The sequence below is a fragment of the Alteromonas sp. ABD4_190 genome (assembly GCF_056160105.1).
Window position 1 is genome coordinate 2,956,162 of record NZ_JBSWWN010000001.1, and the last position, 22,429, is coordinate 2,978,590.

The window sequence follows — 22,429 nt, forward strand, 5'->3', positions numbered from 1 at the left end:
AATTAAATGTATAAATGATAAAAAACGCGACTACTGTGAAAAAGTAAGTCGCGTTTTTTTGATTTTTTTTGCAGCTTTTGTGTGGACAAAAGCGCGTGTGGTAACAACTGCTATCTGATTAGAATCTCGCTTTTAGATTTACACTAACCATTCGCGGTTGTGCGGGGCCCACGAACTCTGCACCTTCTACGTCGGGATAAATGTCTTCTAATACCTCATCAGCCTCGCCATAAGTGCCAAAGGTTTCATAGTCTTTGTCGAACACATTGTTCACACGTAGCGATGCGGTAAATGTGCCGTTGAACCGGTACGATGCATAAATGTTTGCAATAACGTATCCGTCAATCTTTTCATTTTCGTTAGCCTCATCGCCCCTAAAGTACTGACTAGATGCTGAAATAACTTCTGCGCCTAAACGCGCTTTATCCGTTAAGGCGTAATCTGCATAGAGCTTGACTAAATGCTCTGGCTGGCCTGGAATTTTGTCACCTGGCGTTACGACCCGATCCGGGCCCTGAGGGTTAAAGGGGCTAAACGACGTGAATGTCGATTCATAGGTTGCGTTAAGATAGTTGTAGTTTAATCGGTAGGTGAGTTTTTCCCACGTTGAGCCTACGCTGAATTCAACGCCCTGACGCTGGGTTTCATCAACGTTAATAAAGTACCCGCGAGAGGCAACAGAGCCTGCTTGTTGGAAGATAATGTCGTCCTTACTTCTACTGTGAAAAACATTTAGCATAAGGTCGATGTTATCAATGCGTGTGGTGTAGTTCGCTTCAATAGTTTGGGTGACCACCTGATCAAGAGGAGGATCGGCCACAAATCCATTCGGTAAGCGGCACGGGTCGTCTTCATCTGCACAGCTTAACTCTGCTGGGCTTGGCGTTCTTGAAGACTGGCTGATTGCAAGATTCAACTGGCTTTGCTCATCAATAGTAATGTCTACACCTACCGCTGGGTTAAATTGGGTAAAACGGTGATTACCGTCCAATGAACCTTCACCGTCATCAATCAGGTCTTCCATAACAATATGGTCTCGGTTAAAACGTCCACCAAGATTGAGTGATACGGCTGAAGAGAGCTGTGTACTATTCATGAAAAATAGCGACCATGCGGTGGTGTCTACATCTAATCTAACCCTGGCTTCTTGTGCCATGAGCCCGTCGATGGGTAAAACGGTGCGTGAGTCTTGTGCAGATTCGTTTTCCAAAATACCAAATGTAGTATCAGCGGCGTAGTTAACATCTCCTTTGGTGTAGCTGGCACCAACAATTAACTCTGAACTGAAGCCGCTTAAGGCATATTGTTTTGCTAGCTGAAAAGATAACCCAGTCGCTTTGGCGTCTGTGCGGCCCGTATTGTATGTTCCATCAAGTTCATCTGCGTCCACATCTGATATTTCGGCAAGCGCGGTGTCGTCATCAAAGCCAATAAATTCAACCGCTTCTATATCGTCACCTTCTCCTACAACAGGCAAATCATCGTCATCGTCGTCGCCATCATCATCACTATCAAGCGGATTATCATCGTCATCGTCGTCATCATCTTCAAATTCACACAGTGTTACGCGTCCATCAGCGAACTGGCAGGCACCAAAATCACTGTCATCGCCGTTGATTGATTGAGTTTGTGTGTCGCGATAAAACATATTGGCGGTTAAAGATAAGGTGTCAGTTAAAACGAAATCACCGGTTATATTGACGTGCGTAAGTTCGTTGTTGGTCTGATCGGGGTGGGTGTAGACCGCTTCTCTTCCTTCAATATCCAGTAGTTCAATAGGTGACGCACCATTTCCGAGTAACTCGTTATCGGCCATAAACAGGTTCATGTCGAGATGCATTTTGTCACTTTTATAGGCAAGGGACGTAAATACTTGCTGCACTTCAGATGGCGAATAGTCGCGCCAGCCATCTTCTTCATAGTGATTCAGGTTCACATAATACGCCCAGTGATCGTTATGACCACCTGATTCCACAGACGCGGCTTTCTGGCCGAATTGTCCAGCCTGTAAATCTATTTCGTTGGCGTTGAAGCTAAACCCTGTTTTCGTTCTTAGAGCAAGGGCGCCGCCTAGCGTGTTTTGGCCAAACATAGGGTTTGAACCAGAGTACAAAGAAACGGTATCTATAGCATCTAGAGGCATTAGGTCCCAATGCACAGTATCGCCAAACGCTTCATTAACCCGACCGCCGTTCAAGTACACCGAAATGCCCTGAGGTAGACCAAGCAGCGGAGAGGCAGTAAACCCGCGGTATTGCAGGTCGGGTTGGAATGGATTGTTTTGAACATCGTTTAGGTTCACGCTTGCCAGCTGAGTTTTGAGTAGCTCCGGTAGTGAACGGTTAACGCTCCCTTCAATGTCATCTTGAGTGAGTGTTTGAACGTTGCCAAATACGGCAGAGTTATTGCTGTTGGCGCTAAGCGGTGTCGCTCCCTGTACCTCTATAACCTCGTAGTGGTCCATTGCATCGTTAGCTTCTGCTGCAGAGCTAAACGCATAGGTTACAGCGCTTGCAATAATCGCAAGAGCAAAAGGTGAACGGGTAAGTTGATGTGTTGGGAATTGTGCAACGTTTTGGCTAGAGCTTTTAGTAGAAATTCGCGTAGGCATGGTCTTGACTGCTTCGTTATTATTTATACTTTCAGTATTGCCTTAACCATTCCCTAAAAATATCCTCCTTAAGTGGGAGGAAGTATCATAAATTGGTAGCAGTGTTTTTTCCCGAATTCCCTACGAGAGAATCGATAAAACCTTATGACACCAGTTTTCACGCTCTGTGATATTTGTATCGCTGGCACCGAATAGAAAAAGGTTATTTTTATAGGTTGCAGCGCCCAGTGCGTAGCATTCCCCCGAGGTTCTTGGTTGCCAGAAAAGGTGGTGTGCCAGTACCGCTTGTAGTCTTGACTGTTGATAGAACGCGATGCGATACACCCAGTGCGAGGCCACATAACCAGAAGCAGAATTTAGAGAAGCCGACTCTAGAGTTATTGAGGGCGATGGAATGGAAAACGGCGTTAAGTGCGAAGCAATGTGTTCAGCGTTAAAGCGTTTCAAATTGGTGGTATTGTTGGCGAGTGGCCGCAATAAACGTGGAAGTGCAGGCAAGTGCTCTAACGCAATAAAATGTCGGTATTTAGAGTTAAGACGCGGTATTAAAAGTGACTGGTCGCTATTGTAAGCGCTGGCTTGCGCGGAAAAGTCTTTGCGTGCCTTTCTAATCCGCTCGAGAGCGACTGACTTTTCTGGTGAAGGTAGAGCCCGCAAATAGGAGTGCGATACCTTATTAGCACTCGCCAAATAAACGCTTTTGGTGGCACAATCTTTGGCGGCACACTTGTTAGAACCCAACGCATCTGTTAGTTGCGCAAAATAGCGAATAGCCGCCCCCACACCCTCTGCATGTTTATCAGTGTCTGGCATTGGCTTTGAAGGCTTAATATCAAGTGAGGCAAGACACTCGGATATCACATGTTTTAGTTGTCGCAGCCTTTTATCATAATCATCGCTCACGAGCTTGTGTGTCAGATTTTGTGAAAGCTTTGGAAGTGCTTCTATCGAAAGCTCGCTTGCTACTACCTTCATCGCTTCGTTTGTGACGAGGCGAATTGCAAAATTGCCTTGTTGATTGATTTCGGGGTCGATAAATAAAGTGTTTTCAAGGCCTGCTACGGTGCTAAGTGTTGCTTCTTGCTGTAGTAAACCATTCAAAAAGCACTGAGGAAACCACCAAGTTAATACATGTCTTATTGATTCGTTTTTGTTATTTATTGTTTGTGCATCAAGAGAGGCTTCTTTGTCTAAATGTGAGTGTTCGCGTTGAGATGCGTGCTGACTCAGTGCAGCGTTCCTGTTTAGGGTTGATTCTTCGCTCAAAGCAGCTTTCTCGCTCAAGGTTTTTTCAGCGCTCAAGGCTGTTTCCACGCTCTGCGCTTTCATTGCGCTCAGTGCTATTTCTTCGCTCAAGGCTGTAACAACCTCCTTGCACTGCTCAAAAAATTGGGCTGAATCACTGTAAACCAGCGTGGTGATATTGCTTGGCTGATACCACTGGCGTTTGTAGTATTGAAGCGCTTGAATGCTATTGCTGCCTATGGTTTGTGTAAAACCACCCGCGTGTTGATAGGCATTTTTATTGGTATCGGCTAATCGAATAGCGGCGTTTAATGCATAGTCGCTGTTTGCCTCTAGCATGGCGAGCTCGTTAAAAATAACCCCGTCACGCTCTAAGATAATCTCATCGGTACCGTAATCCCGGTTAAGCAGGCCACAGTACAGGTAATTCACAGCATCAAGCAGAACGTTCGCTTTTTCAGACGAAGCGAAAAAGAAGGTGTACTCGGCGAGTGTGGTAGCGTTAATATTGACAGGCAGAAGTGTATTGGCCGTAAAAAGCTCGTGGGCAGCGGGGTAGTGGTGAGAGCGTCGAAAGCTCATATGCTCAGCTAAATGAGACAACCCAGTGTGGCCTGCTGCAGGGGTTTTTAGCGCAAAAACAACGCTATGCACTTTTGACCCAGAGCCGGCATCAATGAAATGAAATTCAGACATACACTTTTATCATTGCGGTTTAACGGTATCTCTTTTGGTTTAGTACTTATCGCAGCGCACTTATTTCGTATTACTTGTCTCGTAGCGCTTACCTCGTAGCACTTACTTCTAGAATGGGAATCGGCTTTTCCACCTTCCGATACTGTAGTGCCTTCGATGGTTCAGTACCTGCTTTATCGGTAATGCCTTTCATCAAATGGTGATCGGGCGACTTGCTGCAAACCGGATCCGTCTTATACATATCACCTGTTAGCAGGTAGGCCTGACATCGGCAGCCGCCAAAGTCTTTATCTTTTTCATCGCAGTCCCTACAGGGCGAAGGCATCCAACTATCGCCACGGAAATGATTAAAGCTAAAGTCTTGGTGCCAAATATCGTGCAACGAGCGTTCTTTCACATTAGGAAAACGAAGGGGTAATATCTTTGCACTGTGACACGGAAGGGCACTGCCATCTGGCGTTACGGTTAAAAACGTTGTGCCCCAGCCATTCATACACGCCTTAGGGCGAGATTCATAGTAGTCGGGCGACACAAATATGAAGGTTGGTCCTTTACCGTTTTGCTGCGCGCGGTAGCGGTTCACTGCGGCCTCAGCTTCCTGTAGCTGCTGTGACGTGGGCAGCAAATGGTCTCTATTTTCATAGGCCCAGCCGTAATACTGTACGGTAGCTAGCTCGACAAAATCAGCGTTCAGCTGCTCGCTGAGCGCCATCACGTCTTCTATTTCGTGAATGTTCTGCGCGGTAATACAGAAGTTAAGCACCATAGGGTAGTTGTATTGTTTTACCAGCTTCGCAATTTTAAGTTTTTGTTCAAATGAGTGACGCTTGTTGCCTATTAAGTCGTTGACTTCAGCATTGGCTGCCTGAAAGCTCAGCTGAATGTGGTCAAGGCCGGCCTCTTTGAGTTTGGCAATACGTTTTTCTGTCATGCCAATGCCAGAGGTGATCAAGTTGGTGTAAAAACCCAAAGCCCGCGCATAAGCAACTAAATGCTCTAAGTCTTTTCGAAGCAATGGCTCTCCGCCAGAAAAGCCCAATTGCACGGCGCCCATTTCCCGCGCTTCACGCAGCACACGCTCCCAATGCTCAGTAGAGAGCTCATTAAATGTTTCTTCCATGTTTACTGGGTTTGAGCAATAGGGGCAATGCAATGGGCACTGATAAGTAATTTCGGCTAGGAGCCATAGCGGTGGCGTTATGGTATTTGGTACGTCGGTTTGTAAATCAACGTCTGTATTATTCGTCATAGCGGATCCACTTCTTTTGCTCGGCATGGACCAGAAATGCATGAACATCTTCTTCTAAATCTTCAGGTGCATCAGGGAACGCCTGGCGAAGCTCAGCACAAATGGCATTTTCCGTATTGCTGCCATCTACTCGCTTAAGAATTTCTGCCGCAGAAGGGTTAAGTTTGATCATTCCTTCGGGGAACAACAAAACATAACAACCCTGAGCTTTCTCGTACTGCATGCGAAAAAGCGGATTTAAAGAAGCTGTTTTGTCTCTTGTGCGGCCGCCCTCGTTGTTGTGACTGCTGCTATTTTCAATGTTATCTTCCACGTTATCAGCACCGACGCTATCAGCATCTAAGTGGTGCTCGGTTTGTGATTGTAAATTCGACATCATTAAAACCTCCCTATATGGCACACCCGCTGGTCGGCAATACCATCAAACGGCTTTCTCTTATATTCATAGGCAAAGCAAATGGCATCAGCAATGCTCCACAAAATATCAATTTTGAACTGCAGTATATTGAGCGCATGTTCTTGCTGTTGTCGGGTAACAAAGTGGTCAAGGGTAATCTGCAGGCCATGCTCTACATCACGGCGCGCCTGACTTAACCGCATTTGAAAGTAGGTAAAGCCTTCACTATCAATCCATGTATAGTGCCCAGGCCAGGTATCTAATCGGCTTTGATGTATTTCAGGGGCGAACATTTCAGTTAACGATGAGCAGGCAGCCTCTTCCCACGACGCACGGCGGGCAAAATTCACATAGGCATTTACTGCAAACTTAACCGCTGGCAACAGGTGGGTTTCATCAAGCAATTCACTGCGGTTCAAGCCTACCGCTTCGCCTAACCGCAACCAGGCTTCTATGCCGCCCAGTCCGTCTTCACCTTCCCGTCCATCGTGATCGATAATTCGTTGGATCCAAGTTCTGCGTACCGATTGATCTTCGCAATTCGCTAAAATTGCCGCGTCTTTAACCGGTATCGCCATTTGATAATATAGTCGGTTGGCCACCCAGCCCTGAATTTCATCAACGCTGCAGTGTCCTTCATTCATGCGTTTATGAAAGGGGTGATGAATATGGTAGTAAGCGCCTTTTTCTCTCAGTTTTTGTTCGAATTCTTGTCTAGACCATGCGTGTTCTGTCATTACTACACCTCAATTTCCATACCGTCGTAAGCCAATTCAATACCTTGCTCACACAGGCTGTGATAGGCACTGGAGTCTTCGTCAAGCACGCGATTTGTGTTGTTGATATGAATAAGCACTTTACGCTCAACGTTAAATTCCTTTAGCAGCGCAATGGCTCCGCCCTTTCCATTAACCGGCATGTGTCCCATATCAGTGCCCAGCTTGTTGCTAAAGCCGTGATCTATCATTTCTTCATTGGCCCACAGCGTACCGTCAAATAGCACGCAGTGAGATTCGCGCATCACCTGTTTTACTGTGTCGTTTGCCTGCATACATCCCGGCGCGTAAAAAAGCACGTTGCCCGTGGTGTCGTCAGTTATCTTCAGGCCGATATTGTTGCCCGGCACAATGTTGTCGCGATACGTCGAGTAAGGGGGCGCATTAGACTCTAATACCACGGGTTGGAAAGTCAGGCCTTCTGCCCCTTTTGGTACAAAGCGTTGATGATAATCGGTATTAATTGAATGCTGCTGTAGTCCGCCGTGCCAGTGTTTTAATACGGTAAAAAGCGGGAAGCTGGTGGTTAGGTCTTCGGCCACAACATCGGTACAATAAACGGGAAGGGGTAAGCCTTCGCGCAATGTTAGCAGGCCTGTCGTATGGTCTATTTGACTGTCGGTAAGCACAATTGCGCTTATGCGTGTGCCGCGAGACACATGGGCGTCGGGCCACAGCTGCGGGTGGCTATTTATCTGCTCCCGCAAATCGGGAGAGGCATTAATGAGCACCCAATTTTTACCATCACTACTGACAGCAATGCTCGACTGTGTTCTGCCTTTCGCCTTTATTTTACCTTCGCGTAAACCCTTACAATTTGGGCAGTGGCAGTTCCATTGTGGAAATCCCCCCCCGGCGGCAGCACCAAGAATCAATACGTGCATAACAACTCCATACTACAAGTAAAAAAAGGCTGCATCGGCAGCCTTTTTGTTCATCATCCCAGAGGGCGTTGCCTAGCGGTTATTGATGTAAAGAGTTACTTCAAAACCAAGGCGCATTTCTGTGTATTGGGGTTTAGTCCACATAATTGTTCCTCTTCTTTATGATTAAACGCATGACTGAGTATATGTTGAATATGTGTTAACAGATATCCTCCTAAGGGAGGAGAACTGTCATGAATTTTGATGATTTATTGATTATTTTTGATAGCGCAGCTGCTTAAGTAAGATAACAGCAAAGGAATAGGGCGGCCGGTTGCCGATAACGATTTGGTGTAGGTAAAAGCGGTTCCTGCTACATCGAGATGAGCCCACGGGATGCCGTCAGCAAAGCGAGAGAGAAAGCAGCCTGCCGAAATAGCACCGGGAGAGTTTATCCCCGTATTCATCATATCCGCATGTTGAGAGGTAATGGCGTCTTGATATTCTGGCCACAGTGGGAAAGGCCAGCACCTGTCGTTAGCCTGTTCCCCCGCTTCAACTAACGCACTTTCAAGCGCTGAAGTGTTGCTAAAAAGCGCAGTGGCTTTGTGCCCCAGTGCGCTAATAGCCGCGCCGGTTAGCGTTGCTATATCAATAATAACCGAAGGGGAGAACTGTCTCGCGTAGCTGATTGCATCGGCCATAAGCATACGCCCCTCTGCATCGGTACTCATTACTTCCACGGTTTTCCCAGCGTGCATAGTAATAATGTCACCCGGGCGATAGGCTTTGCCATCAACCGCATTATCGGCGCTCGCCACAATACCAATAATATTTATATTTAACCCCAGCGTGGCAACCGCCTGAATGACGCCCAATACACAGCCGGCGCCCGCCATGTCGTAAATCATATGGCGCATATCAGGGCTGCGCTTTAACGTTATGCCGCCACTGTCAAACGTTACGCCTTTGCCAATTAACACTACCGGCGGAGAATTCTCTAAACCTTTGGCTGTGTAGCGAAGAATAGGCATTGTGGCAGCAAACTGTGAACCCGCGTTTACCGCTAAATAGCCATTCATGCCTAGCTGCTTCAGCGTGCTTTCATTGAGGATATCGCAAGAAACCGTGCTAAAGGTTTGCGCCAGTTGCTGAGCTTGTTCGGCCAGATAATCTGGCGTACATAGGTTGGCTGGCATGTGGGCGAGATCTTTAGCCCAGGTCATCGCGTCATTAAGGGCCGTTTCATAGCTTATAGTGTGTGAAACGAGACGCTTTTGCGCGTTAGTAAAATACTTGGCATCTAATGCAAGAGACAGCGTGACCCTAATATCAAGTGCTTGGTTAATTGCTCCATTATTTGCGTTGTTGTTGTCATTGAGAGGCTGACTGTTGGAAACCGATCGATTATTCGTTTTATAGCCTTTAAAGTGATAGCCGTGCTCAAAATAGCTTCTAAGTAGCGCACTTAGAAACTGTGAGTGGCTCGCAATGGTGTTAACAGGGTCGCAGCTTGCTGTTTCAGTGGTAGAAAGCGCCATTAACGACAGCTTTTCCAAGGTTACCGACACGCTTTTAAGCTTTTTAAACAATGCATCGAACTGCTGTTCTAAGTAGCGAAATGCTGGCGCGTCATTTTGGTTCAAGTCACTGCTGCTTTTTGAATTAAACGCAGAATTTGAATCGCTAGCGTAGCTTGAACGATTCACCATGGAGGAGTAATTAGTTTTAGATAAAGTCGAGGCACGGCTAGAGGCGTTGGGTGCATCTGACGCTTCAAAAAGCGCAAAATCGACACCATAAAACAGCACCCGTTTTACATCAGCTAATTGTTGGCTAATTTTGTTTTGTCCGCTGTTTTCAGTGTCTGGGATGTAACTTGTTTTAAACGCCTTAAGGCCTTGTACTAATACACATTCGCCTTTATTTCCTGCAAAACCTACATCGTCAAAAACTTGCTCAATGTATGTCTTAACGGGTTTTGAAAAGTGAAATAGTTGGCTCGCTAATAACTCGGGCGTAGTTAAAATAAGTAAGCAGTCACTATCGTCTAACGTTTGAACTTTCTTGCTTTCATTAGCCCAGGTTAGGTTTGCTTTTATCACGAGAAGCGCCCTTTTGAGGCTTTGGGGCGAAAGCTTCTCACAGCGAAAATAAAAGTGATAGCCGTAAGGCAAAGTACAACGGCAAGCGCTTTGTGTTCGAGTTTTTCATAAAGCGCAAATCGCAGTAATTCTACGCCGCTACTAAAGGGGTTAAAGGCACAAATCTGATACAGCCATTCGCTGGCCTCACGCATTTTCCAAAGAGGGTATAGGGCGCTTGATAGAAAGAACAATGGGAAAATGACAAAATTCATGACACCAGCAAAGTTCTCTAGCTGCTTAATATAGTTTGCCAGTAATAATCCTAACGAACCTAAAAACAATGACAGTAGCGCAATAACAGGCAACGCATAAACGTATCCCAACGCAGATAGGCGTACATCCAGTAAAAGCGCAAAGGCAAAGAAGATGTACACCTGAATAGCGCTTACCAAGGTGTTGGTTATAAGCTTGCTGCCTAGCAGAAAAGGGCGGGGAACCGGGCTTAACAGCAGTACTTTCATGCTGCCCATTTCTCTGTCGTACACCATGGACAATGAACTTTGCATACTATTAAAAAGCACAATCATGGCGGCAAGCCCAGGTACAATGTACTCTTCGTACAAAATATAACTCTCGTAAGGCTCGGTCATTGAAAGACCCAAGGCCGAACGAAACCCTGCGGCAAAAACAAATAGCCAAAGCAGCGGGCGCACCAACGCACTTAACAAGCGTGTACGTTGCTGCCAGAACTTCAGCATCTCTCGGGTAAGTACGCCCACAAAACAGCGCCAATACATCAGGAGCCTTCCTGCATCAAATGCTGCCAAAGGTGCTCAATATCCTGTTGATGATACTTGGCTAACAAGGCTTCACATTTATCGTGGGCTAACACTCGTCCTTTTGATAAGACTATCAAGTTGTTGTTGTGCTTCACTTCTTCAAACAAATGCGTGGCCCACAGTACACTTACGTTTTGGGAATGAGCGAGCGCTTGTACTACCCGCAAAATAAGATGACGGGATTCTATATCTAAGCCAACGGTAGGCTCGTCTAATAGCAGCAAGGATGGCTTGTGAATAAGGCAGCGAGCTAACTCGACCCGACGTCTGTGCCCGCCATTTAAATTTCGAATTTTTGTGTTGAGCTTGGTCGTAAGGTCGAGCTCGTCGAGCAGGCCTTGAATATGAGACAGCGCGCTAGTGGTACTTATGTCGTGGAGCGAAGCAAAATAGGACAAATTTTGTTTTACCGATAAGTCGATATCTAAAGTACTTTGCTGAAATACCACGCCCATTTTCGCCATAATACTTGTGCGAGATTGAGACAGAGTAGCACCATCAAAGGTAATACTGCCTTGCGTGAGTTTTTGCAGGCCAGTAATAAGCGCAAATAAGGTACTTTTACCTGCGCCATTTGGCCCAAGCAGCATGGTTAAGCCTGGTTTTAGGCAAAGGCTTATATTGTCTAGCGCGTTGTGGCTGCCGTACTGATGTGAAACCGCTTGAACCGCTATTTCCATTTAACCGCCACGCCCCAAGGGTAACGCCCCACTTTTATCGTTTGCTCTACGTTTAACGAGTGGGTATTGATGACAGAAACATCACCGCTCACACCGTTAGTGGTCAGCAATAAAGACTGATCTTGATTAAACGCCAACTGCCACACTCGTCGCCCAACCAAAATGTAGTCTTCCACCTCGAAGGTATCGGTATTGATGACCGCTATGCGATTTGCTGGGCCAAGCGCCACGAAGGCGTAGGGCTTATCTTTCATAAGCACAATACCCACTGGCTGAACCTTGTCGCGATAAACGCCTTTAATGGCAAAGGAAAGGGTCTTCACTTTTTGCTTAGTAGCAGTATCGAAAATACTAACGGTGCCACCTATTTCCGAGCTTACCCAAAGGTACTTGTCATCTCTGGTAAAGTGAGCATCTCTGGGTCTTGCATCAACCAAGCTATTTGCAATATTTTCGTGAGTTTTTGTATCTATCCAGTGCACCATGTTGGTGGTTTCTGATGTAACGACCATCATGCTGCCGTCGTGGCTCACAGCAAGCCCCTCAGGCTCTACGCCCACATCTATCTGAGAAATGACCTGAGCCGTTGGAATGTCGATAACAGTAAGAAGGGCATCGTCTTCATTAGCTGTGTAAATAGTGGTGCCGTTAGGATGTAGTGCTATGGTTTCAGGATCTGCACCTGAGGGAAGATCGCCCACTATGGAATGGGTAGACAAATCCATAATTTGAATGCGATCAGCATCAGAGGCACAGATATACGCGTGGGACTGGTCTGCACTTAAAATAAACCCTCGGGGTCGCTCTCCAACCTCGATAGTTTCAACCACATCAAATGTCGTCATATCAATGACAGATAGCGTGTTGTCTTTTTCGTTAGTGACATACGCTTGAGGAAGTGCAAAGGCTTGGGGAAGTGCAAAGGCAAAGCTTGCCATTAAACTGCCAAGCATGAGTGCAAAGCGATAGCTCATAACTTGTCCTTACAGGTAGTGTGTGTTGCGCCTAATGTGTCCAGTTCGTTGGTTTGGTGCAGAAAGCCTTCAAGGGGTGCATGAGTCACCAATGCGTCTTCGTGGGCCAACGCAATAGGCTGACGAAATTGGTGGGTGTAGGGGCGAATAGAAAGAGGGCGGCCTTTATAGGCACCCAGTGTGTAGTGGTCGCTAAGCAAGGTTTTAAGTATTCCCTGCTGCGTTAAATCGCTTCCTTGCTGCGCAGCATTCGCCACCGCCGTTACCGCAAGGTACGCGGCGAAGTCGACTTCATTCATGTGTCTGTTAAACCCGTCGTTAAAACGGCTTTGAAGCTGACGGGCGCCCCATTGTTCGTGGGTAAAGTGCCAACCTAGCGCTTTTAGGCCGGCAGCGCCTACCACAGGTACGGGATAATAGGTGTTAAAGGGTAGGCTATACGCGAATTGCGCCGCGCTATCGGCGGTAAAAACAGCCTGATAGGTTTCTCTTGTTCGCGTAAATTGAGGAATTTCAGCAAAGGCAGCCCTGCGTAAATCAAAACTGTCTTGCCACTGTTTAGTTTCAACAAGTGAAAGCTTGAATTTTTTAGCGCTGCGTTTGAACGCGGCTAGGTATGCATCATCGTCAGCGGTTTTTCCGTAAACTGCAAATATCTCGTCAATACGCTTAGTGCGAAACCACTGAGCTAGCGCGTCGGCTTTCATCTGATAACTGGGGATCGTATGAAACAAGGGCAGGCGACATGAATTTTGTCTCAGCAAATCATCGCTATTAGCTACGTTAAAAAATACGGCATTAGGAAGCGTGCTTTGAATAGTGGCAATCAGCGACTCAATTGAGGCAGCCTTTACCTTATCACTGCTTCGCATGTCCAGTAGTACAACAGGTGCAATGTTGCCTTGCTGATTGCTGCTTATTTCTATGTAATTTGTGTTAGCACTTGAACCAGAGTGCTGGCGTGTTTTAGCTAAAGAAGCTTGCAGTTCGCCGATAGAAGGCACAATGATTTCAGTTAACTCAAACTGATAACCAAGAAATTTTCCCGTGATATTGGCATCCTTTATCGCCACACTTGCGCCAGCTGTCCCCTCATTGCTGGGGGACTTTAAATAGTCTGGTGTGCCTGGTGGAGATGTGCCCGCAACTTTTATGTAAATGACCGGAATAGTGGCAAAAGAGGCCTGTGGTGCAGCTTGTTGAGCCTGTGAAGGATGCGCTTCATTAAACGCGAGCGCGCTGTTTAAAAACGGCAACAGAACGCAGCAAAAAAGTGACGTTATACATTTTTGATAGCGCCTACCGGTTAATCGTCTTTTAACCGTGCTTTTTACACCCTTTGCCATATATCACCCCGAGCTCAGCTGCATGCTTTTGCTGATATCTGTTTGTCTGACATAAGGGTATATGGCAATTTTCCCGAAGAACATCCTCCTAAAGGAGGAATGCTATGGCGCTAAAGTAGCATTAGTAAAATCACGCTAAACCCTTAGTATGCTTAAGAAGTTCGATTGAATAAGTGGGTAAGCTGTGCAGTTAGTTAAACCTTTTCGAGTTATTTTCATTTTACTCTGCCTGATAACGGGTTCTGCGCTTTCTGCGTTCGGGGAAGCGAGATCGCTAGACGATATTAAAGACAGCGGTTTAATTAGAATTGCGGTGTACACCGACTATCCTCCATTTTCATTTATTGAAAACGACAGCCCCACAGGTATTGATATTGATATCGCCCGTGAAATCGCGAGCGCCCTTGGTGTTGAGCTAGAACTGATATGGATGACACCAGGTGAAACGACAGAGGACGATTTCAGAAATTACCTATGGAAGGGCCATATAATTCATCGCATTAAGGCTGATGTGATGATGCGCGCGCCTTACGACCCAAGCTTTTCTCAAAAACGTGACGATGTGGGCTTGTTGGTTAATGAGCTCGTTCATATGTTTGCCCCTTATCAGCGTGAAAGCTGGCAAATCATTCACAACACGCACACCTTGCCCGAAGTGGAAACCATGGGCATGTTTCAGTATCACACGATTGGGGCGGAAATAGACAGCATTCCCCACTTTTACTTAACGTCAGCGTTTGGCGGCCGATTGCGAGAAAAAACATCGCACTATGGCTCAAACGCAGAAGCGTTTGACGCGATGAAAGCGGGAACCGTCGAAGCGGTAATGGGATTGCGCTCGCAAATATCCTACCTCAGTCAGTTTGTTGATAATGAGCAATATCGCCTTGCAAGCAACGCGTTTCCGCTTATTGGAAAGCAAAAGTGGGACATAGGACTTGCTGTTCATACTAATTATCGCGCGCTTGGCTATGAAATTGGTGATGTAATTACGCGAATGGTGGTCGAGGGCGATATGCAACGGTTATTTGAGAAATACAAAACCATTTATGAGATGCCGCCCTATTTTTCAGGGAATGAAAGTTCAGAATAAGAAAATTCAGTATAAAAGCATGTGACCAATAGCGTTCAGCGCGATAGTACTTTAGGCAATAACTCTATGGCCAATTGCCTTCTTACCTCTAGCGCCGTTATCAGTCACGCATTACTTCAAAAAGACGTGAAAGCGTAAAGGTGTTAAACAAAAGGGAAAATAGCCCTTCATTCCTCCTCCTAAAGGAGGAGTCAAATCACTCCGCTGTTGCATAGGCATCGACATCCCCCCTAGCTATGCTAATCCTAACGAATAGTCTGAAACAGACCATTTATGGCCTACATGCAACTAGGAACCGTTATGAATAATAATATGCCAATTAAAAAACTTGCCCTATCTATGCTGGTTTGTGCAAGTGCGTTAACTCCTGTCCATGCTGTTGTCACCGACAAAGATATTCAAAATGACCACGTTACCACTGACGACGTAGTGACGTATGGAATGGGCTTGAAAGCTCAGCGCTATAGTCCGCTAACCGCTATCAACCGCGATACAGTAGAAGAAGTGCGTCCCGTGTGGGCGTTCTCATTAGGTGGTGAAAAGCAGCGGGGTCAAGAATCGCAGCCTCTGGTAAAAGATGGTGTGATGTATGTAACCGGATCTTACTCTCGTGTGTGGGCCATCGATGCGAGAACGGGTGAAGAATTATGGCAATATGAGGCGCGTTTGCCCGACGGCATTATGCCTTGCTGTGACGTTATAAACCGTGGCGTTGCGCTTTACGATAACCTGGTCATATTTGGCACCTTGGACGCCAAGCTAGTAGCACTGGATAAAGACACGGGCAAAACCGTTTGGAAGAAAAAAGTTGAAGACTACCGAGCGGGCTACGCCATTACTGCAGCGCCTATTGTTGTTGACGGAAAAGTCATTACAGGCATCTCCGGTGGTGAGTTCGGGATCGTCGGTAAAGTGTATGCTTACGACGCGAAGTCTGGCAAACAGCTATGGGTTAGACCTACCGTTGAAGGGCACATGGGGTACTTATGGAAAGACGGTAAGAAAACCGAAAATGGAATTTCAGGCGGAGCGCCAGGCAAAACATGGCCTGCTGATTTATGGAAAACCGGTGGTGCAGCAACCTGGCTAGGCGGCACTTACGACTCAGATACAGGTTTACTATTCTTCGGTACGGGTAACCCTGCACCGTGGAACTCTCACCTACGTCCGGGCGATAACTACTTCTCGTCGTCGCGCTTAGCTATCGACCCTAATACAGGAAAAATTGTGTGGCACTTCCAAACCACACCACACGATGGCTGGGACTTCGATGGCGTAAACGAGCTTATCTCGTTTGACTACCAGGAAAACGGCAAGACAGTGAAAGCGGCGGCAACCGCCGACAGAAACGGCTTTTTCTACGTCCTTAACCGCGAAAACGGTGACTTCATTCGCGGCTTCCCGTTCGTTGACAAATTGAACTGGGCAAAGGGGCTGGATGAAAAAGGTCGACCTATCTACATTGAAGAAAATCGCCCAGGAAGCCCAGCGCAATCAGCTGATGGTAAACAAGGTGCACAGGTTGTTGCTCGCCCTGCGTTCTTAGGCGGTAAAAACTGGATGCCAATGGCCTATTCAAAGGATACTGAACTCTTCTATGTGCCTTCAAACGAATGGGAAATGGATATCTGGAACGAGCCTACCTCTTACAAGAAAGGTGCAGCGTACCTAGGTGCGGGTTTCACCATTAAATCAGTGAATGAGGACTTTATCGGCGTACTTAAAGCGATTGACCCCAAAACAGGTAAAACCGTTTGGCGCTATAACAACTTTTCTCCACTTTGGGGCGGCGTGTTAACTACAGGTGGTGGTTTGGTTTGGACCGGTAACCCTGAAGGTTATCTGATGGCCTTTGACGACAAAACTGGCGAAATGGTTTACAAGTTCCAAACTGGCTCAGGTATTGTTGGCTCTCCAGTGACATGGGAAATGGATGGTGAGCAGTACATTTCTGTACTATCTGGATGGGGTGGCGCAGTGCCATTATGGGGCGGTGAAGTTGCTAAACGTGTGAAGCACTTCAACCAAGGCGGCACCGTGTGGACGTTTAAATTGCCTAAGCGCTACCAGCAGGTGGCAAAAAACTAACATTCCCCAAGCGTAAAACGGTGATAAATGCTTGGCCAGCGCTAACGTGCGCTGGCCATTTTAGTCATCGCCTTTTCCGCTATTTTCTCACTTAGTAGCATAAAGAAGACGAGTTTTACACCACTCTCACCAGCGTCAATTCGATGCTGAATATACCGTTACCATTTGAAGCAACAAATGTAAGCCAAACGCTTCTCAGTGGCTATCATTGTGGCCTCCTACCAAAGGAGGAGCCTTTCAAAACCAAAGTAGAGTTACCCCTTATTTCCTCGTACGTATACTTAATTCATAGTCTTTCGAGGATGTATGAATTATGAAAACAAAAATATCGATGTTGTTTGCTGCACTAGTGGTAACTGGCTTGTCTGGCCACGTGCTTGCACATGGAAATGTTATCCCTCAAGGAGCAGATAGCTCAGCTATGCCGCCCATCACTGATGGCGATGAGTCTGAAAATGGCTGGGTGTTTGAAAACCCATATCGAAGCCTTGATGAAGAAACCAAAACGAAGGTCATAAAGTTTGGTGAGTCAGCTTATGCAAATAACTGTGCGGGTTGTCACGGCCTGCACGCGCAGTCTGGCGGAATAAACCCAGACCTTCGTGAACTCGACCCAGAAAGCTTTGAAGACGACGAATGGTTCGTTGAGCGCTTGCGTTTTGGCTCGGCTAAAGGCATGCCCGCACTTGGCGGTATTCCTGAAGGTCAAACCGATCCTATCCTAGATCAAGAAACACTTTGGGCTATTAAAACCTACGTTGAAGCACGTCGCGTTGTCGCTATTGAAGAGGGTGAGATAGAAGCAGATTAAGGTGACTGCTACACCTTTTTCGCCGGGCTAACGTCGAGTTGCCCGGCGCTTTTCGTTTTAGCGTGATTTTTGTACAGCTTGGCTGTTTCTATTGCAATAGTGTCGGTAACTTAGCAGCATGGTGTTTGTGTTTACCGTTTAAAATGCTCTCTTCAATTGGAAACCTAATGACCACGTCAATTGCTCGCTCTTTTTGTGTCATCACGTTAATCACTTCTCCTATGTTGTGGAGTTCGTCCTATGCCAAAGCGACACAAGTCGCGTCTCCATCAGATGGGATCGAAACAGTAAAAAGCGCTTCGTTATTAGAAAATAAAGCGCCGCTTATCCCTATGGCCACCTATCCGATAGATAACAAGCCTCTGCCTCGATTTAGCGTTGATGCAAGTTGGCCATCGTTGCCAGAAACTTGGATGCTAGGGCAGGTGTCGGGCCTTTCTATCGATAAATATGACCACGTGTGGATATTGCAGCGTCCCAACTCTTTAGACAAAACCGATACAGGGCTTGTTGCAACGCCACCCACTGCGGTGTGTTGTGAACCTGCGCCCCATGGTATCCGTTTTACGCCCGATGGCGGGGTAGCTACAGCATGGGGCGGTGAAAACAATGCGCCAACGATAGATGGCGTAAACCAATGGCCGGTAAACGTACACGGTCTATTTGTTGATGAAAATGACACGGTTTGGTTAGCTGGCAATGGTAAAGATGACCATGTGTCTGTGGGTTTTACTTTTGATGGCGAGTTTGTGAAAGGCATAGGTAGGCGAGGGCAGACCAACGGCAATATGGACTTGCATACACTGGGTAATCCCGCAGATATGTTTATGGACATTACACACAACGAGTTAGTGATTGCAGATGGCTATATCAATGCGCGCATTGCAAGTTTTGATGTTGAGAAAGAGAAGGCCACTCACGTGCTTGGTGCTTATGGAGAAAAGCCATTAGGGCCCACTCGCGAAGGAGATTTCGATCAGTCCCAAGCTACTCAGCCGCAAAAGCAGGGAATAGACCCGGAAAATCCTTTGTTTGGGAATATCGTGCATTGTATAAATCAAGACCGCGACGGATTTATTTATGTATGTGACCGTCGAAACAACCGCCTTCAAATATTTAAACGGGAAAAAAGCGGAGATATCCGCTTTGTAAAAAACTTTGCCGTACGGCCAGAAACCGGGGGGCTAGGTACAGCAACTGATGTAGCATTTTCACCCGATGGAAAATACTTGTACGTTGCCGACATGATGAACGGGCGTATTTGGATTTACGATAGAAAATCTCATGAAAAGCTAGGTTCGATAGGTAAAAACGGCCGCTATCCAGGTCAATTTATTTGGCTACACAGTATAGATACCGATAGCGAAGGAAACCTGTACACCACCGAAGTTAATACGGGTCGTCGAGTTCAAAAGCTGGTATTTCAGGGCGTTAAATAACGCCTTTTTATAACAGTAATGAACCGTTTTCGGATTTGGGCGCAAAGGCAAAGAAAAATACCTAAACGCGCCCCAGAAATTTACCATCGGTTTTTTAGAAACAAATGACCATGCGGAAATTAGTCATGTAATGCGTCTAAAAATGGCACCTTAAATCGCTCAAAAGCTTCAATGTGGGGCAGGTGCCCGAGCCCTTCTAATTTAACAACATGGATGTTTGAATTACGTGCTTTTACTTCATTGCCTAATTTGTCGTAGCGACCTAATTCTCTACTTACCTTGTCATGTTTGTTTGCACGTCCAGGCGCAGTGCGATCACGGGTACCTAATATTAGTGTGGTTGGCAGGGCTAAATCATCAAACTCTTCAATAACCGGTTGTGTAAATATCATATCGTAGGTCAGTGCATTAACCCGTGCTAGTGTTTCCCAGTCTGGGCCGTTTATCCACCCTTGTAAAAACTCGGCATGCTCGGCATATGTGTTGTTCCACGTACCGTCGTAATAGTTTTTTGTTTGATAATTAACGATCATTTCCGGCGTTTTCTTAAGTTCGTTTTGATACACCTTTTCTATATCGGTGTAACTTTCATATAGAAGATAATTTTCTAGACCAATTGGGTTTATTAATATCAGCTCTTCGCTTTTGTCGGGGGAAAGCAATGCAAATCGCGTAGCTAACATGCCGCCCATGGAGTGCCCTACAACAATACTTCCTTCGATGTTTAAAGACTGCATCAATTGTCGCGTATTGTTCGCAAGCGTGGCAAAGCTGTATTGATATTGTGTGGGTTTAGACGATTTTCCAAAGCCTATTTGGTCGGGTATAAGTACACCATAGCCCTGGCTTTGCAGAAGGCGAGCTGTACTTTCCCAATAAGAGCCGTTGAAATTTTTGCCGTGAAAAAGTGTTACAACCGGCTTTTCTTTTTTAGGGGGCAAAAACATATAAGCCATTTCAAGATCGATCCCCTGTGAAGAGAAGCTAAACATTTTTACATCGAATGGATATTCCACCGTGCTTAAGCGTTTATCAAATGCGGGGCGGGCTAGCGAATTGGCGTCGGTTCCCAGTGCAAGAGAGACGTGTGAAAAGAGTAGCAATGACAGCATGCCATGAATTAGCAATACCTTTACATTTTTGAGCATAAATCACCTTCTGGCCGGATCAAAAGTGGAACGAGCCCAGTATGGCATACCCGCTTTTATCTACCCACTCATCCTCGCCTAGATACGACAACAGTACAAAATTTAGCGATGCTTCTCGCCTATTTCACTCGTGCGCAAATGCTCTTGTTGTGTTCTTTTGATTCAATCCTCTTTATTTGTTCATTATTTATAATCAAAGGTTACCGTTTTAATAGCCTTTAAAGGTAAGGCTATGTAAAAGGTGATTTTACTTTTTATTAAATTTTTAAAATTTACAATTAAAGTTAACAATTAAAAATGCTTTTATATCATGTATTTATGGATGTATTGCTATATGTTGATAAAAAATTGTTAATTTTTTGGTTGACGAGGACAACAAACAGTGGTCATATTCTCACATGTTGGGCATTTGATCTTTATGTGAGCATTTGGGTTTTAGTGATGTTTTTCCCGATTTCTCCAAGATACGAAGACTCTTCAAAAATTACACTCCACACAATTACGAAAGAATAATAGAGGGTTCACAATGGGACTAGATACAACTAAACACGTGACGCAATCAACTAAGCCCGCTAAACGCGCATCTTTAAGTTTGATCGCTGCCGCTATAATGGCGGCCACCGTGCCAACGTTAGGTATGGCGCAAGAACTTAGCCAAGAAAAGCCAATGTACGTACCACCCAGTGAACCCAATGAATTTCTTGATGGTCGAGTGCAAGTTAACTTCTTAGCTATGCAGAACTACCAAGCTATCCAAGCCAAAGATGGTGCGTTCCGCCCAGAAGATGAAACTCAGTCAGATGGCTTTGGGCGTCTTCGCGTTAACTTAATGTTCAAGTTCAAAATTACTGAAAACATAACTGCCGATATTGATATCGCTGAAGAGCCTAATGACTTCGGTAATAATGGCGACAGAGACTTCTCATTCCACCAAGATTTTGCCGGCGTTGAGTTTGATATGTTTGGACTGACTGGCTATGAAAAAGAGAACGCTAGCCTTATTCTGCGTGTGGGCAACATAGGTGCCTCTCCTTTCCAGTTTAAAGGTTTTCAAGACGGTGCGGACAACCAAGGTAACGCACTTATCGGTAACGGCATTAACGACTACGCCACTGCCGAAAACGGTATTCAGCTAAGCTACACCGAAACCTTCGATAGCGGCATTCTTCGCTCATACAATGTGGCGGGTCACATGACTACGTCAAGCTTTGGTGAAGCTTTTCAGGAAGATCGCGGCTACAACTACCGTTTGCAAGGTACCTTGGAATTTGAAGGTGGCTTTAAAGCCGGACTTAACTTCTTCAATGCTAATCAAGGCGAGCAACTTGTATTCGAAAACGGTCTTGCCAGCTTAGATGGCGTTACCACTACCAACTATCGTTTTGGTGACGGTGAAAACTATAACTTTTCTGCGTCTGCCTCTAGTGAACGTGATACTCACGTAGGTGCACTACCAGGGCTTAATCAATCAATTATGCAGCTTAACTTGGCGTATCAGCCAAGTGACCAAACCAGCGTTATCTTAATGCTAGGTAAAGCAACTGATGATTATACCTTTGCAGATGTTGACGGTAATGCTGTTGCAGGTATCACTTACTTCGGTAATGAAGGCGTGTTAGACCCAACAGGTACTACGTTCGATTCTAACCAAGTCATTGAGGCTGATTCGTCAGTTGAATACTGGGTAGTAGAAGCGCAGCAGTACATTATTCCAGAGAAGCTCTATGTTGCTGCACGTTATGCAGAATCTGAAAATACGTCAGACCTTATTGAGCAAACCGATAATGAAGTTACTCGTCTACAGGTATCAGCGGGTTATTGGATCAACGACCGTACCCTTTGGAAAGTTGAATACGTAGACCAAGACGAGGGCGTTAATTCTGGCGGTCAAATTGGTGCTGGTTTCGACGGCCTAACGTCTGAAATTTCAGTTAAGTTTTAATCGCTAACCAAGTTTTAACACAAAAGGTTAGGCACTGAGTTGCTTCGCTGCCTAACCACCTAACTTACTTTAATACCTCTGATTTTTTTATCCCCGCTTTAACCAAATTTGGGCGGGGAGGCGAAAGTCATATCTGATAAGAGTA

The 22,429-nt window shown here is 45.9% G+C and carries 18 protein-coding genes; 5 read left to right on the plus strand and 13 right to left on the minus strand.

From position 1 onward, the window contains the following. Window positions 1–118: 118 nt before the first annotated feature. From ACXAFM_RS12960 to ACXAFM_RS13015, 12 genes are all read right to left on the minus strand, one after another. Window positions 119–2,611 (minus strand): TonB-dependent receptor, encoded by a 2,493-nt coding sequence (locus tag ACXAFM_RS12960; protein ID WP_474834824.1) that lies wholly within the window; start codon window positions 2,609–2,611, stop codon window positions 119–121. A gap of 120 nt (window positions 2,612–2,731) precedes the next feature. Further along, window positions 2,732–4,552 (minus strand): insulinase family protein, encoded by a 1,821-nt coding sequence (locus tag ACXAFM_RS12965; RefSeq protein WP_474834826.1) that lies wholly within the window; start codon window positions 4,550–4,552, stop codon window positions 2,732–2,734. An 88-nt stretch (window positions 4,553–4,640) separates the two neighbouring features. Next, complete coding sequence (gene pqqE, locus ACXAFM_RS12970) at window positions 4,641–5,801, minus strand: pyrroloquinoline quinone biosynthesis protein PqqE (protein ID WP_474834828.1); 1,161 nt, start codon at window positions 5,799–5,801, stop codon at window positions 4,641–4,643. Then, window positions 5,791–6,180 (minus strand): pyrroloquinoline quinone biosynthesis peptide chaperone PqqD, encoded by a 390-nt coding sequence (gene pqqD, locus ACXAFM_RS12975; protein WP_014999502.1) that lies wholly within the window; start codon window positions 6,178–6,180, stop codon window positions 5,791–5,793. The genes pqqE and pqqD overlap by 11 nt, the downstream gene beginning before the upstream one ends. Next, entirely contained in the window at window positions 6,180–6,935 is a 756-nt protein-coding gene (pqqC, locus tag ACXAFM_RS12980) for a pyrroloquinoline-quinone synthase PqqC (protein ID WP_014950673.1), read from the minus strand. Before pqqC ends, pqqD begins: the two co-directional genes overlap by 1 nt. Before the next feature lie 2 nt (window positions 6,936–6,937). Continuing rightward, window positions 6,938–7,858 (minus strand): pyrroloquinoline quinone biosynthesis protein PqqB, encoded by a 921-nt coding sequence (gene pqqB, locus ACXAFM_RS12985; RefSeq protein WP_474834831.1) that lies wholly within the window; start codon window positions 7,856–7,858, stop codon window positions 6,938–6,940. Between the two features lie 72 nt (window positions 7,859–7,930). Continuing rightward, window positions 7,931–8,002 carry a pyrroloquinoline quinone precursor peptide PqqA gene (gene pqqA, locus ACXAFM_RS12990; protein WP_071953288.1) on the minus strand — a complete coding sequence of 24 codons (72 nt, stop codon included), beginning with the start codon at window positions 8,000–8,002 and terminating at the stop codon, window positions 7,931–7,933. Window positions 8,003–8,106: 104 nt separating this feature from the next. After that, window positions 8,107–9,942, minus strand: coding sequence for a leucyl aminopeptidase (locus ACXAFM_RS12995; RefSeq protein WP_474834833.1), 1,836 nt, complete (start codon window positions 9,940–9,942; stop codon window positions 8,107–8,109). Continuing rightward, entirely contained in the window at window positions 9,939–10,721 is a 783-nt protein-coding gene (locus ACXAFM_RS13000; RefSeq protein ID WP_474834835.1) for an ABC transporter permease, read from the minus strand. Before ACXAFM_RS13000 ends, ACXAFM_RS12995 begins: the two co-directional genes overlap by 4 nt. Further along, window positions 10,721–11,443, minus strand: coding sequence for an ATP-binding cassette domain-containing protein (locus ACXAFM_RS13005; RefSeq protein WP_474834837.1), 723 nt, complete (start codon window positions 11,441–11,443; stop codon window positions 10,721–10,723). Before ACXAFM_RS13005 ends, ACXAFM_RS13000 begins: the two co-directional genes overlap by 1 nt. After that, window positions 11,434–12,417 (minus strand): PQQ-dependent catabolism-associated beta-propeller protein, encoded by a 984-nt coding sequence (locus ACXAFM_RS13010; protein WP_474834839.1) that lies wholly within the window; start codon window positions 12,415–12,417, stop codon window positions 11,434–11,436. Before ACXAFM_RS13010 ends, ACXAFM_RS13005 begins: the two co-directional genes overlap by 10 nt. Further along, window positions 12,414–13,763 (minus strand): type 1 periplasmic-binding domain-containing protein, encoded by a 1,350-nt coding sequence (locus ACXAFM_RS13015; protein WP_474834841.1) that lies wholly within the window; start codon window positions 13,761–13,763, stop codon window positions 12,414–12,416. Before ACXAFM_RS13015 ends, ACXAFM_RS13010 begins: the two co-directional genes overlap by 4 nt. A 184-nt stretch (window positions 13,764–13,947) precedes the next feature. Between ACXAFM_RS13015 and ACXAFM_RS13020 the strand changes: the two genes are divergently transcribed. From ACXAFM_RS13020 to ACXAFM_RS13035, 4 genes are all read left to right on the plus strand, one after another. Next, window positions 13,948–14,856, plus strand: a complete 909-nt coding sequence (locus ACXAFM_RS13020) for a substrate-binding periplasmic protein (RefSeq protein WP_474834843.1) — start codon at window positions 13,948–13,950, stop codon at window positions 14,854–14,856. Between the two features lie 300 nt (window positions 14,857–15,156). Then, entirely contained in the window at window positions 15,157–16,944 is a 1,788-nt protein-coding gene (locus ACXAFM_RS13025) for a PQQ-dependent methanol/ethanol family dehydrogenase (RefSeq protein WP_014977357.1), read from the plus strand. A gap of 313 nt (window positions 16,945–17,257) precedes the next feature. Further along, window positions 17,258–17,755: a cytochrome c-550 PedF gene (gene pedF / locus ACXAFM_RS13030; RefSeq protein ID WP_014950662.1), complete on the plus strand. Its 498-nt coding sequence runs from the start codon at window positions 17,258–17,260 to the stop codon at window positions 17,753–17,755. Window positions 17,756–17,922: 167 nt separating this feature from the next. Beyond that, window positions 17,923–19,194, plus strand: coding sequence for a beta-propeller fold lactonase family protein (locus ACXAFM_RS13035; RefSeq protein WP_474834845.1), 1,272 nt, complete (start codon window positions 17,923–17,925; stop codon window positions 19,192–19,194). Between the two features lie 119 nt (window positions 19,195–19,313). On the opposite strand, the gene ACXAFM_RS13040 is transcribed toward ACXAFM_RS13035, so the two are convergent. Then, complete coding sequence (locus ACXAFM_RS13040) at window positions 19,314–20,342, minus strand: alpha/beta fold hydrolase (protein ID WP_474834846.1); 1,029 nt, start codon at window positions 20,340–20,342, stop codon at window positions 19,314–19,316. Window positions 20,343–21,009: 667 nt separating this feature from the next. Between ACXAFM_RS13040 and ACXAFM_RS13045 the strand changes: the two genes are divergently transcribed. Next, window positions 21,010–22,284, plus strand: a complete 1,275-nt coding sequence (locus ACXAFM_RS13045) for a hypothetical protein (RefSeq protein ID WP_474835559.1) — start codon at window positions 21,010–21,012, stop codon at window positions 22,282–22,284. The last annotated feature ends 145 nt before the right edge of the window (window positions 22,285–22,429 follow it).